We start from the raw sequence: 13,017 nt of genomic DNA on the forward strand, positions 1-13,017 counted from the left end.
ACGGATGGTGGGCCGGTCGAAAATCGGCTCGCCCTCTAATCGGCAAGAAGCTGTTCGGCGGCGTCCATATCAGTAACCAGATGCGTGGCGTAACCACCCTTTAGAACAGCGCGGATCGCTTCGACCTTCTGGACTCCACCCGCAACGCAGAGCCTCGTTGGCACACCACGCAGTTCATCCAGTTCGATGCCGATAACGCGCTGGTCGAATTCGCGGACGATTTGGTTACCGTCGCGATCAAGAAAGCGGCATATCAGAACCGCTGCGGCCCCCTCACGAGCATAAGCATCAATCTCTTCATTACTGGTCACATCGGCGATGCGCATCGTGCTGTCGGCGGCCAGGCCGCCGACACCGAACACAATTATATTGGCCTGGCCGATCAGTTCGAACTGTCGTTGGAGTACGGGTTCGCTCATAAGGGCATCCCGTAGCTTGGCCGTGCTCAGTACTGCCGGAGCCAGCATATTGACGCTGGTCGCTCCCATGTTTCGCGCCATGATCGATGTGCAAAGCTCTGCGGAAAACTCTCTTTTGCCGATGGAGGAACCAGTGACCTGCACTACGACCACCCCTTCCATGGCTTGCGGCAATGAAATAGCGTCGGCGACGGCGAGTACTGTGCGTCCCCATGAAACACAGATGGTTTGGCCTGGCTTGACTATGCGTTCCATCAAACGTGCACCACCTGCGCCCAGCGTTTTCAGACGCGTTTCTGTCGTGAATGATTTTTCCGATGGAATGACGAGCACTTCCGACAATCCAAACCGCGCAGCCAATTTACGTGCGATATGCGTGCGTGTCGCGATTTCAGGATTCATCAGAATGCGCACAACGCCTCTTTGTCGCGCTTCCTGCAGATAGTTAACTATGGTTGCGCGTGAAACGCCAATCATCTGTGCAATTTCGTTCTGGGTCAGCTGGTTCTCGTAATAGAGCCATGCCGCCCAGATGATGGCGTCATCGAACTCGGCCGGGATGGCATGCGCAGACGGTGTTTGAGCGCCCGATGTCATACTCGTTTCCTACTGTCTCTGTTGTGACTGAGTTGCACAGAAAAATCTTTCGATCAACACGACAAACATACGATCTGACTAATGTCAAATGATGATGCCAATTGTGTTTGAGAGTAAGAAGAATATCCATAAGACATTGTTATACAACATAAAAAGAAAATCTCTTATGAAGGAATCTATGTGTTCGCACTTCAATGTGTGGGTCAGTAGTTAAGGAAACTGTAGATGAAATCAAATTGGTGACAGGCAGACTTCGACAGGATTGTCAGCTCACGAAAAGGCGAGGGCGGCTTCTGGTATGACAAGCGGCGATGCGCCTCCCAGTGTTAGCTGGTCTACGAAGCTTATGGATGCTTTCAAATCGCCCAAACATGAAGCGATGGGCTTCATGTTTGTCGCGGGCTATCGGCTTCTGTGTCTGGATGCCCATTCGTCATGCACCAACCTTGTTGCAATTAGTCTGATCGTATTGACCCTATTTGTTTACAATGAACGCATATGGCGAAGGCTTTCGCTCATTATGTCCAGCTGTCGGATGTAGTAGCGCCCCGAACAGCACTCCGCCCATACCGGCGCTTCCGCTACGATGCGCTCATTTGATGCCATGTCGGGGCCGACGAATAGCTCTTACCTTTCCGCTGCTTCCACCTCCGCAGAAAAAGAGGTCGCCGCCATCGGATTCAAGTCCCGATACTCCGGTTCCGTCCGGCATGTCCAAACGTTCTAGCAGGGCACCCGTTTTCTGATCGATGCGGCGAATATCACTGCCGATGTCTTCCCACGTGCCGTGCCAAAGTTCGCCGTCGACCCAAGTGACGCCGGTGACGAACCGATCGGATTCGATCGTGCGCAGTACTTCTCCTGTCTCGGGGTTCACCTGATGTATCTTTCGAGCGCGATGCTGTCCGACCCAGAGCGAACCCTCTGCCCAGGCCAGGCCGGAGTTTCCGCCATTTCCGGGAGCCGGTATTGTGGCGACTATCTCTCCGGTCTTGGGGTCGATCTTTCGGATGATGGAATCACCGATCTGGAACAAGTGCTCGCCGTCGAACGCGGTTCCCGCATCGGCCGCGACGTCGAGCGAGCGCAGGATCTCTCCGCTTTCGGGGTCAAGAGCATTCAGTTTCTTGCCCGTTGCAAACCAAACTTTATTGCCGTCGAAGCTGACCCCGGCCACGTCATCTGCATCGGGGAAGGGGCCATATTCACGGATGATTTCAGCGGTTGAGTGTTTCATGTCTTCATCCTAACTGTAAATCTGCGTGGTGGGGAGCAACAAGCTTGTCGGGAATCCAGGCACACTCGCCGCGATCCAGCGGCATGCTCTTCCGCGTCCGAATGTCTCGACCTTGCTGTCGCGAGCAAGCTCTTCGAGTGCTCGCTGCACCGTACGTGGGCTCACGTTCAAGGCGAGCGCCAATGCCGAACTCGACCAGGCTTCCCCATCGCTGAGCAAAGCTAGGATTTGGGCATGGTCGCCTTCTACGTGCGGCACCAGCACGGCGACATTGCGCGTGGTGTGAGGTTGCAGAACAAACCCGTCCCTGGTTGCATTCAGTGTCGCCAGCGGTTTGACGGCCTCACGCAGCCGGGCAACTTCAACACGCAGGCGCGCGCGGTGTGACACATCAGCTTGCCGCGCGTTGAAAGCCCGTTTGAGAAGCGTCTCACGTGCTACATCCTTCGGCCAAGCTTCCGCCAGAGCGCGCATGAGTTTAAGCAGCACCGGACGAGTGATGAGTGGAACTATTGTTGTTCCTCCACGCACTACATTGCGGCAGGTATCCACTATGAGTGTATCGGAGGCCAAAAGCCTTTCGATGTCTTCGAGATGGAGCAAGCGCTCTTTGCCACAGGCTACCAAGCGAGCTGCTGGCGCGCCGAATGCTTGTTCTGCCCGGTCGACCTCGGTCGAGAGCGCCGGAATACGTGCGTCTGTCGCCGCCTGTCTTGCCCGTTCCAGAGCTGCTTTCGCCAGTTCGGTCCTGATGCGGCGGATGGCTATGCCAGCCGCCACCAGTTCCCGACCGGCCAGCGACGCGCGAGGCAGAGCGCTGTCATCCAACTGACTGAGCAATGCTTCGGCTTCATCAAGACGGCCGATCAGGAGAAGGTGCCGGGCTTCGAGATAGCCGGCGTGGGCCGCGTTGCTGCGGTCACCGAACGCTTGAAGTGCCGACCGGGCTGCATTGAGCCTTTGCAATGACCGGCCGAGATCACGCGAAACAAGTGCGATTTCGGCTTCGGCAACGACGCAACGCGCACGGGCTACAAGTTCTTTCGGACCGAAATTACGCGCAGCGCTTCGCAGAAGCCCCCTAGCGCGCACAAAGTCTCCGAGTTGCGCCATTGCGATGCCGCGCAACGCCAGCGCTGGCGGGTCATCACGTAATGCAACCCTTTTCAGCGCGGCGAGGGGATCGCCTGCCGAGAGAGCGTTTGCAGCGGCGGCGATCAGTGGGTCCATTGAAATCCCGTCACACTTGTAACTCTCACGCGCGCCTCCATCCGAGCTAGCTTCATTGTATCGCAACCGCTGGAAACGGCAATTCGATGGGAGAAGCGGAAATGCCAATGCGCACCGTAATAGGAAAGGTCGGTTCGCCGTCCAGACTGACGGGCAAAGCGTCCGGTTGGATTGGGCTCGCCGCAACTCCGACATTCGCGCTGATGGCGTGGATTTCTGCATCCGGCTCGCAGGACATAATGATGTGTTCTGACGCATCGACCTTCGCCGCCGTCAACAGTATGGCCGTGATGTACGTGTTGATGAGCCTCTTTCACCTATCGCCGTGGATGAAGCTTTTTGCCGCCCGTTTCCAACTCCCCAATACCAAACCATAGGAGACTCACAATGCAACACGCTGTTGTTTCACATGATGACTGGCTGACCGCTCGCCGGGATTTCCTGAAAGCGGAGAAGGAGCTGACACATCTTCGCGACAAGGTTGCCCAGCAGCGGCTCGCCTTGCCGTGGGTGCGCATCGACAAGGAATATGTCTTCGACACGCCGGAGGGCACACGCACGCTGTCCGATCTCTTCGACGGTAGGTCTCAACTCTTGGTGCAGCATTTCATGTTTGCGCCGGGATGGAAGGAAGGCTGTCCCAGCTGCTCCTTCATGGCTGACCACACCGACGGTATGAACAAGCACCTTGCGCATCACGACGTTACCATGATCGCCGTCTCCCGCGCGCCGCTTGCCGACATTGAACGTTACCGCAAACGTATGGGCTGGGAGTTCAAATGGGTGTCGTCGTTTGACACTGACTTCAACTACGATTTTCGGGTGAGCTTCTCAGCCGATGAAGTCGCCAGCGGAAAAATTGACTATAACTTCGGCGAATGGAAGGAAAACGGTGAAGAATGGCCGGGCGTCAGCGCCTTCTACAAGGACAATGCAGGCGAGGTCTTCCGCACCTACTCCACTTATGGACGCGGTGTCGAGGCAATGATGGGCACTTACAATATGCTCGATCTCGCTCCGAAGGGCCGCAACGAGGTCGGCGGAATGGACTGGGTACGCCGCCACGATCGCTACGAGCAATCGCCCCATAAGGCATGATAACCGGATGGCAATGAGAGAACGAAGCACTAGCCGGAATCCGTTGGAGTTCCGGCTAGTGCCTTTCGCCGTTATGGCGCCGCCTTCTCTTTTAAACTGTTCAACAACGGCCCCCTGTGAACATTTGAGTATTCAGGGCTCGGGGAGCAAACTGCTGAACGCAGATCAAGCCGACGCCGTATTCTTGGAATTGGCCGTTTAATGTGTTTTTGCTCGGATATTGTCTTCGTATGAATACATGAACCACCTTCTTGATAGTCCAAGTTTTCTTCCGCATTCCCGTATGTCAGGTTGCTTCGGCTTATTGTCATGGTTTCTGTTCTTGTGCCGATCCTGCAACATTTTTATCTCGACGCAATGCGAGTTTTCGCACCACGACGTAGAATATCGGTGTCAGGAGCAGCCCGAACAACGTGACGCCGAGCATGCCGGAAAACACGGCTATGCCCATGACATGCCGCATTTCGGCACCCGCTCCTGTTGCGATCACAAGTGGTACGACACCGGCAATGAAGGCGAGCGAAGTCATCAGTATGGGTCGAAGTCGAAGCCGTGCCGCCTCTAGCACGGCATTTAACGGATCGACGCCCTCATTTTCCTTTGCTCGCGCGAACTCGACGATCAGGATCGCATTCTTGGCAGCAAGGCCAACCAGAACGACGAAACCGATCTGAGTAAAAATGTTGTTGTCGCCACCGGTAAGCCAGACCCCGACAATTGCCGAAAGCAGAGCCATCGGCGCGATCAGCAATACAGCGAGCGGTAACGACCAGCTATTATACTGGGCAGCCAGAATGAGAAAAGCGAGTAGAACGGAAAGTGGGAAAATATACATTGCCGTGTTTCCGGCCTGCTTCTCCTGATAAGCGAGCTCGGTCCATTCGAAGGCCATGCCGGATGGCAGGGTTTCTGTCATTATGCGTTCTATTGCGGCTGTTGCCTGTCCGAACGAATAGCCGGGCGCCGGACCGCCGCTGATATCGGCCGATGGGAAGCTGTTGTAATGCATGACGCGATCCGGTCCCGAACTATGCTGGATCGTCAAAAGCGCCGACAACGGAATCATTTCACCAGCCATGTTGCGCACCTTCAGTCGGCCAATATCTTCCGGGTGCATCCGGAAAGGCGCATCTGCCTGGACAACCACCCGATAAGTCCTGCCAAAACGATTGAAATCATTCACATAGAGAGAACCAAGGTTCACCTGCAGCGTTTCAAAAATTGTGTTGAGGGGCACACCTTGCGATTTGGCTTTCACCCTGTCGATATCCACCTGAACCTGCGGCGCATTCATCTGGAAGCTTGCAAGCATGCCCGCGAGTTCAGGTGCCTGCATCGCCTTGGCCATGATTGCCCCTTGCGCCTCGGCAAGCGCTTCAAGCCCCAGGCTGGCCCTGTCTTCGATCTGGATTTTGAAACCTCCAGTCGTACCGAGGCCAGGAACCGGCGGTGGCGGAAATATACCGGCAAAACCATCAGGTATCTGGCTGAACTTGCCCATCAAGCGGCCTGCTATGGCAAAGGCGGACAAGGAGGGATCGTTACGTTCGTCAAAGGGCTTGAGCATCGTGAACATGACAGCAGCGTTCGGGATATTGACCATGCCATTGACCGAAAGCCCCGGGAAAGCGACCACACTTTCCACGCCGGGTTCGGCAAGTGCGATCTCCGACATTTTCTTAACCACCGCCTCGGTTCTGTCGAGCGACGCTCCCGTCGGCAGCTGCGCAATACCAACGAGATAATATTTGTCTTGAGCCGGAACAAATCCGCTGGGTACAGTCTGGAACCCCATCCATGTCATGCCAAGCAGGCCAGCATAGACGAACAGGACGAGCGTGCTCAACCTCAAGGCGCGTCGCACCGACCAGACATAGGCAGTCGATGCACTGTCGAAGAACCGGTTGAAGAGCCTGAAGAACCAGCCGAACAAACCGTCGATCACCCGTGTCAGGAGATCACGTTTCACGTCGCCGTGATGCGGCTTCAAGAGCACGCCTGCAAGTGCGGGAGAAAGTGTGAGGGAATTGATTGCCGACAGGATGGTCGAAATTGCGATTGTGAGGGCGAACTGGCGATAGAACTCACCTTGCAGGCCGGACAGAAATGCGGACGGGATGAAGACCGCCGAGAGCACAGACGTAATGGCAATGATTGGTCCCGTCACTTCGTCCATAGCCTTGCGAGCAGCTTGCTTGGGCGTTTCGCCGAGCGCGATGTGACGCTCGACATTTTCGACGACGACGATAGCGTCATCGACCACAATTCCGATGGACAGCACCAAGCCGAACAGAGATAGCGTGTTCAGCGAGAAACCGAACATATACATGAGGGCGAATGTGCCGACCAACGATATCGGCACGGCGACCAAAGGAATGATCGAAGCACGCCAAGTCTGAAGGAAGAGCACGACAACGATTACGACCAGGACGATGGCTTCAAGCAATGTCATCACGACAGCCTCAAGGGAGGCTTTCACGAAGACTGTGGGATCATAGGCAATGCGATATTCGATCCCTTCGGGAAACCCCTTCTGCAGTTCTTCCATGGTGCCGCGAATGGCGCTGGCTACATCGAGTGCGTTGGCGCCGGGGCTCTGGACGATCTGCATCGCCAGTGCCGGTTTTCCATCGAGAAGACTGCGCAGAGCATAGCCGTCAGCCCCTAGTTCGATTCGTGAAACGTCCCGCAACCGGGTAACCTGACCATCAGCGCCGGTCTTGACGACGATATCGCCGAACTGTTCCTCATTGGATAACCTGCCGAGTGTATTGACCGTAACCTGAAGTGCAGCCGAGGCATCTGGTTGTTGGCCTACCGAGCCTGCGGCTACCTGGGCATTCTGCTCCTGAATTGCTGCCACGACGTCCGAAGCGGTCAGACCGCGGGCGGCCACTTTCGCCGGATCAAGCCAGACCCGCATGGAGTATTCACCAGCCCCCCAGACAAGCACATCGCCTACACCCGAGATACGCGCAAGCTGGTCGCGTACCTGCAAGGTGGCGAAATTCGACAGATAGAGCGGATCATAGCGATCATCGGGTGATACGAGATGAACCACCATCAGAATATCGGGCGAAGTCTTTTGCGTCACCACGCCGATGCGCTGAACCTCCTGCGGCAGACGCGGAAGCGCGCGTGAGACACGATTCTGCACCTGAATTTGCGCCATGTCAGGATCCGTGCCCTGCTGGAACGTCACGGTCAACGTCATACGTCCATCGGTGGCAGCCTGCGAGCTCATATAGAGCATATTCTCCACGCCATTAATGACCTGCTCCAGCGGCGCGGCGACCGTTTCGGCGATCACTTCAGGGCTGGCACCCGGATAGTTCGCCGTAACCTGCACCGTTGGAGGAGTTACCTGCGGATACTCACTCAAGGGCAGCTTCAGGAGTGTGAGTCCTCCACCAATCAACATCAGGACAGAGAGGACAACCGCAAAGATCGGGCGATCTACGAAAAAGCGCGGGATGTTCATCGAAGCGCCTCCCGAACTTCTGCTGCAGTCTGGGCAGCTTCGCCCTGCTGGTTGGAGAGCATCGGCACTATCTGCGGATCGACTTCCATTCCGGGGCGAACGAGCCCCTTGATGATGATTTTTTCACCGGACTTGAGTCCCGCAGAAATAACGCGCATTCCGTCGATCATCGGTCCCAGTTCAATCGGGCGGTACTCTGCCTTATTCTCCGCTCCGAGTACCAGCACATAGCGTCGCCCTTGGTCGACGGCAATCGCCTGCTCATCAATGAGTACGGTTTGGGTCGGTTCGGCAGTCACGAGCTTCACTCGGACGAAAAGGCCAGGAGCCAGCCTGTCGTCGTAATTCTGAACGATTGCACGGGCTCTGATCGTGCCTGTGCCCCGGTCGATGCGGTTGCCGAGAAAATCGAGTTCGCCGACAAGCGGGTGGCCATTATCGGTCATCAAGCCGACCTTAACCGGAAGCCTGTCTGCTTCGCCCTCCGTCACGGATGCGCGTCCACGAGCTGCGAATTCCAGATAGGTTGCTTCATCGATATCGAAATAAACATAGAGTGGATCGGTCGAAACAATCGTGGTGAGAAGCGTGGCAGCCCCCGCATTGCCGCCGGTAACGAGATTGCCTTCTGTGACAAGAACGCGATCAACGCGACCGGCAATCGGTGCTGTGACACGCGTGAAAGACAGATCGAGTTCTGCAGCTGCAATGGCAGCCTTGACGATCTCCACCTGAGCCTTGCGCTGCCTAAGTGCAGCCCTCGCATCATCAAAGGTCTTACGCGATACAGTCCCATTCGGAGCCAGCGCTTCAGCGCGTTTGAAATCGATCTCAGCTTGATCAAGCAAAGCAATAGCCTGCTGCAATTGAGCTTTGGCTGCATCCAATGCGACCTGGAACGGCCTTGCATCGATCTGGAACAGAAGATCGCCGGGTCGAACAAGGCCGCCTTCAGGAACGCTGACGCTAACTATGGCCCCACCTACACGTGGACGCAGGTCAACTGTCCTTGTGGCCTCGGTATGACCGGTAAACTCTACGGATGGGGCAACATTGCGTGTGACGACCTCGGCAACCGGTACTTGGGGAGCAGGCATTTGAGCGGGCTGTGCGGCTGCGGATGAAACAAGCGAGAGGAATCTTTGGGTATATGGCTCGATATCGTCTCGATAGACCGCATAAAAGGTACCACCAACGATGACGGCGCCGGCCAGGAACAGGGCGGCGGCTCTATTACTCATTCTCGTTCTCCTTCATAGGGCCGCAGCGTCTGCCAGCGGGACATGACGACGGTCATTTGACGACCTTGCTGTTTCCAACGGTGGAAAGGTCAAGGCCCTGAGAGTTATTTTCCCAAGGAGAGTATTGGTGGCAGCTGCAACCTCGTTTGGCGGCCAATCTCGCGCGTTGTTTCGCCAATATTCCGGGAAAGAGAAGAAGCGATCGATCAAACGATGCTGCTCTTGCATGTGAGGGCCGGAGCCTTCGCACTGTTCGTGATCGGGTCACGTCCCTGCGCAAAAAAACGGTCTTGACCTTACAAGTGTTGGAAGCTGCAGGCTGACAAAAATTCCGCTCAGAACGCCAGTCGATTGTCGGCCGGACTGGGAACGCAAGCACGTCCACCGAGTGAAAGGCCCAGATATGACGCACACCAGTACGCCACACATTCTCATTTACACAACCCCGACTTGTCCGGACTGTCATGCCCTTAAGCGCTGGCTCTCCGAGCAGGGGCTTTCCTATGAGGAGCGCGACCTAAGTGAGCCGGAGATTGCCGAGGAAGCCAAAGCGCGCACAGGGGTTCGGGTGGCTCCGATCACGATTGTCGGTTCCGAAATTTTCTACGGAACATTCGTGCGGCAGAAGCCAGGTTTGCTCAAGGCCCTCGGATTGAATGATGGACTGTAAGGAAAGCCGGATGACCAGAAGAAACGTTGATATACGACAGACACGGACCCGACTGGAAGTCTCGAACGGACAAACAATCCTCGAAGCTGCACTCGCTGCCAGTATTTCCTATCCTCATGGCTGCCGATCCGGTCGCTGCGGTTCATGCAAATCGCGCCTGATCGAGGGTGAGGTTCAATTGCTTCAGCACTCGCGCTTTGCACTGACTGAGGAGGAGAAATCCGACGGCTTGATCCTCGCGTGCTGCGCATTGCCGCAAACGGATGTCGCTGTCGCGTGGCTTGTCAGCGACGAAAAGGCCGTGGAGGCTCCGCGGCGTCTTGATGCAGTCGTGATCGGACTATATGACCTCACGCACGACATCAAACTGATACGAATTGCGCCTGCAGATGGCTCGTCTTTGCCGTTTACCGCCGGACAATATGCCCAGATCAGATTTACCGGAACTCCGATGCGCAGCTATTCCATGGCCAACCGTGTAGGTGAGGGCAGTCTGGAATTTCACGTTCGCCGCGTCGCAGGAGGTATTACGTCCGAACACATACACGGCGCGCTGAAGTCCGGTGACAAAGTTGAACTCGAATTTCCCCTTGGTTCCTCCTATCTGCGCCAAAATCATTCCGGCCCGATGCTGTGCATCGCTGGCGGTTCCGGCCTTGCGCCGATCAAGTCGATCGTTGAGACCGCCCTTGCTCACGGCATGAAGCAGCCGATCCATGTTTATTTCGGAGCACGCAGCGAGTGTGATCTCTACCTCGTCGAGCATTTTCAGTCCTTGGCCGAACAGTATGCCAATCTTACCTTTGTGGTGGTGTTATCCGAGGCAGAAGCGACACAGTACCGCTGTGGTTTTGTGACAAAGGCGGTTGCCGACGACCTGATGGACCTTGATGGGTGGAAGGCCTATGTCGCCGGCTCACCGGGAATGGTTGACGCTGCCATTCAGCTCGCCTTGGCGCGCGGATTACGTGTTGAGGACATGCATGCCGATGTGTTTTTCACGCCCGATGACGGGCCTAACCAAACACCAGCCCAGTGAACTGGATCAAGGGTCAATCCTGAGAGAGTATGAAGGGAGAGAATTCATATGTGCAATAGATTCGACTGCTACCCGGAGCCAACCGCTCAGGAACTACTCTCGGATCCCATAATCCGCGCTGTCATGGCTGCAGATGCTGTGGATGAAAACCAGTTGCGAGCCTTGCTTGAACAGATGAGCCGGCAGCGGGCGGCGAAAACTCAGAGTATTGTTGCTCGCCACTAAAATCGCTGTGCAAATCGATGAAGTGGACAACGTGATGATAGAGCGCAGGTCTGGATCAGATTTGCGCCCTTTAATTTTGCTCCGAAAGCCGACTTGTTCGAAACCTTTTCACTTTTTCCGAGATGCGTTCCAGACAGGACTGCCCCATACCGATGATTTCCGGCGGAGAATAATACTGAGATAAAAAGCCGCCGCTGCGTATGGTCATGATACGCGGCGGCGGTTCCAGGCAGCTAGTCGCTGTGATCGGCGCTTCATTTCTTCATCATGGTATCCATGGAGACTGTATAGGCCTTTGTCGAAGGACTGCTCGACAAAGGCTTCTACATTGCAGACATATCGTGACAATGCATGGATTATCCGTTGTCATCTAGCCTTGTGCGATCGCCATGCCTGCGCTGATCGCAAGCACATCCGTGATGAATATCGGCGCGATCTTGTTCCTATTCAGTTAGCGGTTGCGGGATAACCTGCTTCCTCGAGAACCTTCAAGACAGATGCCAGTGTCGCAGTTGTTTCGACCTTGACCGCGCGCTCTGTCGGATTGGTGTCGACCTTGGCGCCGGAATCTACCGATTGGATCGCCATAGTTACAGATTTGGCGCACCCGCCGCAGGTCATGCCTTCGATTTTCAATTCCATGAGATTTCTCCTTGTTTGGGTCTCATGACATGCAAGGTGGTTCTTCCAACCGTGGAAAGGTCAAGTGGAAAAAACAAGAAAAATGTCATTGACCTTCCCACGGTTGGAAGAACCATACTTCGACTGAACCTGAATTTCGGAACGAAAAAGGAGTCAGCTATGAATGCTCTTGTTAGAACTCCAGAGACGAAGAACGCAGCAATTTGTCTACCCAATAAAGGCGATACTTGCACGTTCCAGATCGGCTCTCGCGAAAATGCTCTTAAGGCTTTGCCGGCCTGAAGATTGCGGGAGTGATTACATGAATATTGGACAAGCTTCTAAAGCATCCGGCGTATCAGCCAAGATGATCCGCTACTATGAGCAGACCGGCCTCATACCTGCTGCCGACCGAACAGCTTCCGGCTACCGCGACTATTCGGACACAGACGTGCATATGCTCCGTTTCATACGGCGAGCCAGAGATCTCGGCTTCTCCGTTGCGGAGATAGGTGATCTTCTCGGGTTATGGCGTGACGAGACGCGACAGAGCGCGGTAGTCAAACGTTTGGCACAAGTTCATATCGACGAACTCCAGAAGAAGATCGCCGATCTGCAAGACATGACCCAGACACTCACGACGTTGGTCAACGCCTGTCACGGCGACCATCGCCCCCATTGCCCGATTCTGCAGCGGCTCGAAACCGATCAGGATGATGAAGACCTTTCGGTTCAGCCGCGTAGTGGTGCTATTGCCCGCTTCATGCAGTGAGACTGACGCCACTGCGACAGAATCCATGAACGCCTTGCGTCTGGCGTCATTGAGAACCTCGACTGGAGCGCCTTCATCGACCGCTACGACCGACCGGAGACGCTGTTTTATCTCGATCCGCCGTATTGGGGCAGCGAGGACTGTTATGGGAAGGAGTTGTTCAGCCGAGGCCAATACCAGGTGATGGCCGAGCGCCTCGGTCGCATCATGGGTCGCTTCATCATGTCCATCAACGACGTGCCGGAGATCCGATCGATCTTTTCGGCCTTCGACATCGAAGATGTGGACCTGACCTACGCAGCGGCTGACGGTAAGGGGAAGGTGGTCAACGAACTGATAATTAGCGGGAGGGCTTAACGGCCCCTTCAGTGGGGCTTCAATGAACGT

At 55.5% G+C, this 13,017-nt stretch carries 12 protein-coding genes; 6 read left to right on the top strand and 6 right to left on the bottom strand.

All coding sequences use genetic code 11. The features are described 5' to 3' along the window. Positions 1–35: 35 nt before the first annotated feature. From AC1RHM_RS10895 to AC1RHM_RS10905, 3 genes are all read right to left on the bottom strand, one after another. Positions 36–1,016 carry a sugar-binding transcriptional regulator gene (locus tag AC1RHM_RS10895; protein ID WP_010659239.1) on the bottom strand — a complete coding sequence of 327 codons (981 nt, stop codon included), beginning with the start codon at positions 1,014–1,016 and terminating at the stop codon, positions 36–38. Positions 1,017–1,608: 592 nt separating this feature from the next. After that, the gene (locus AC1RHM_RS10900) at positions 1,609–2,253 is read right to left on the bottom strand and encodes an NHL repeat-containing protein (RefSeq protein ID WP_010659238.1); all 645 of its coding nucleotides are present in this window, start codon (positions 2,251–2,253) and stop codon (positions 1,609–1,611) included. Between the two features lie 9 nt (positions 2,254–2,262). Continuing rightward, positions 2,263–3,483 carry an HTH domain-containing protein gene (locus tag AC1RHM_RS10905; protein WP_151607528.1) on the bottom strand — a complete coding sequence of 407 codons (1,221 nt, stop codon included), beginning with the start codon at positions 3,481–3,483 and terminating at the stop codon, positions 2,263–2,265. A gap of 86 nt (positions 3,484–3,569) precedes the next feature. Here AC1RHM_RS10905 and AC1RHM_RS10910 point away from each other — a divergent pair, with 86 nt between their 5' ends. Next, complete coding sequence (locus tag AC1RHM_RS10910; RefSeq protein WP_036563506.1) at positions 3,570–3,860, top strand: hypothetical protein; 291 nt, start codon at positions 3,570–3,572, stop codon at positions 3,858–3,860. Between the two features lie 10 nt (positions 3,861–3,870). Further along, the gene (locus AC1RHM_RS10915) at positions 3,871–4,581 is read left to right on the top strand and encodes a DUF899 domain-containing protein (RefSeq protein WP_010659235.1); all 711 of its coding nucleotides are present in this window, start codon (positions 3,871–3,873) and stop codon (positions 4,579–4,581) included. Positions 4,582–4,888: 307 nt separating this feature from the next. Here the strand turns inward: AC1RHM_RS10915 and AC1RHM_RS10920 are convergent, their stop codons facing one another. Both AC1RHM_RS10920 and AC1RHM_RS10925 read right to left on the bottom strand, forming a co-directional pair. Beyond that, the gene (locus tag AC1RHM_RS10920) at positions 4,889–8,062 is read right to left on the bottom strand and encodes an efflux RND transporter permease subunit (RefSeq protein WP_010659234.1); all 3,174 of its coding nucleotides are present in this window, start codon (positions 8,060–8,062) and stop codon (positions 4,889–4,891) included. Then, on the bottom strand, positions 8,059–9,303 hold the full coding sequence (locus AC1RHM_RS10925; protein WP_010659233.1) for an efflux RND transporter periplasmic adaptor subunit: 1,245 nt from the start codon (positions 9,301–9,303) through the stop codon (positions 8,059–8,061). Before AC1RHM_RS10925 ends, AC1RHM_RS10920 begins: the two co-directional genes overlap by 4 nt. 403 nt (positions 9,304–9,706) lie before the next feature. On the opposite strand from AC1RHM_RS10925, the gene AC1RHM_RS10930 reads away from it, so the two are divergent. Then, a complete protein-coding gene (locus tag AC1RHM_RS10930; protein ID WP_010659232.1) occupies positions 9,707–9,973 on the top strand; it encodes a glutaredoxin family protein in 267 nt (88 codons plus the stop codon). Positions 9,974–9,983: 10 nt separating this feature from the next. Continuing rightward, positions 9,984–11,012, top strand: coding sequence for a 2Fe-2S iron-sulfur cluster-binding protein (locus tag AC1RHM_RS10935; protein ID WP_036584288.1), 1,029 nt, complete (start codon positions 9,984–9,986; stop codon positions 11,010–11,012). A gap of 672 nt (positions 11,013–11,684) precedes the next feature. Here AC1RHM_RS10935 and AC1RHM_RS10940 read toward each other — a convergent pair. Beyond that, entirely contained in the window at positions 11,685–11,879 is a 195-nt protein-coding gene (locus AC1RHM_RS10940) for a heavy-metal-associated domain-containing protein (protein WP_010659230.1), read from the bottom strand. Between the two features lie 301 nt (positions 11,880–12,180). Between AC1RHM_RS10940 and cueR the strand changes: the two genes are divergently transcribed. Further along, on the top strand, positions 12,181–12,630 hold the full coding sequence (gene cueR / locus AC1RHM_RS10945) for a Cu(I)-responsive transcriptional regulator (RefSeq protein ID WP_010659229.1): 450 nt from the start codon (positions 12,181–12,183) through the stop codon (positions 12,628–12,630). 21 nt (positions 12,631–12,651) lie between these two features. Continuing rightward, on the top strand, positions 12,652–12,987 hold the full coding sequence (locus tag AC1RHM_RS10950) for a DNA adenine methylase (RefSeq protein WP_122241852.1): 336 nt from the start codon (positions 12,652–12,654) through the stop codon (positions 12,985–12,987). Positions 12,988–13,017: the final 30 nt, after the last annotated feature.

It is taken from the genome of Brucella sp. GW823-FHT04E01 (assembly GCF_058796175.1).

Excerpts from the sequence above, each read along its gene's own strand:
- AC1RHM_RS10940 (WP_010659230.1), bottom strand. The coding sequence starts at position 11,879 with ATGGAATTGAAAATCGAAGGCATGACCTGCGGCGGGTGCGCCAAATCT.
- AC1RHM_RS10895 (WP_010659239.1), bottom strand. The coding sequence starts at position 1,016 with ATGACATCGGGCGCTCAAACACCGTCTGCGCATGCCATCCCGGCCGAG.
- AC1RHM_RS10920 (WP_010659234.1), bottom strand. The coding sequence starts at position 8,062 with ATGAACATCCCGCGCTTTTTCGTAGATCGCCCGATCTTTGCGGTTGTC.
- AC1RHM_RS10905 (WP_151607528.1), bottom strand. The coding sequence starts at position 3,483 with ATGGACCCACTGATCGCCGCCGCTGCAAACGCTCTCTCGGCAGGCGAT.
- AC1RHM_RS10910 (WP_036563506.1), top strand. The coding sequence starts at position 3,570 with ATGGGAGAAGCGGAAATGCCAATGCGCACCGTAATAGGAAAGGTCGGT.
- AC1RHM_RS10915 (WP_010659235.1), top strand. The coding sequence starts at position 3,871 with ATGCAACACGCTGTTGTTTCACATGATGACTGGCTGACCGCTCGCCGG.
- AC1RHM_RS10925 (WP_010659233.1), bottom strand. The coding sequence starts at position 9,303 with ATGAGTAATAGAGCCGCCGCCCTGTTCCTGGCCGGCGCCGTCATCGTT.
- AC1RHM_RS10900 (WP_010659238.1), bottom strand. The coding sequence starts at position 2,253 with ATGAAACACTCAACCGCTGAAATCATCCGTGAATATGGCCCCTTCCCC.
- cueR (WP_010659229.1), top strand. The coding sequence starts at position 12,181 with ATGAATATTGGACAAGCTTCTAAAGCATCCGGCGTATCAGCCAAGATG.
- AC1RHM_RS10930 (WP_010659232.1), top strand. The coding sequence starts at position 9,707 with ATGACGCACACCAGTACGCCACACATTCTCATTTACACAACCCCGACT.
- AC1RHM_RS10935 (WP_036584288.1), top strand. The coding sequence starts at position 9,984 with ATGACCAGAAGAAACGTTGATATACGACAGACACGGACCCGACTGGAA.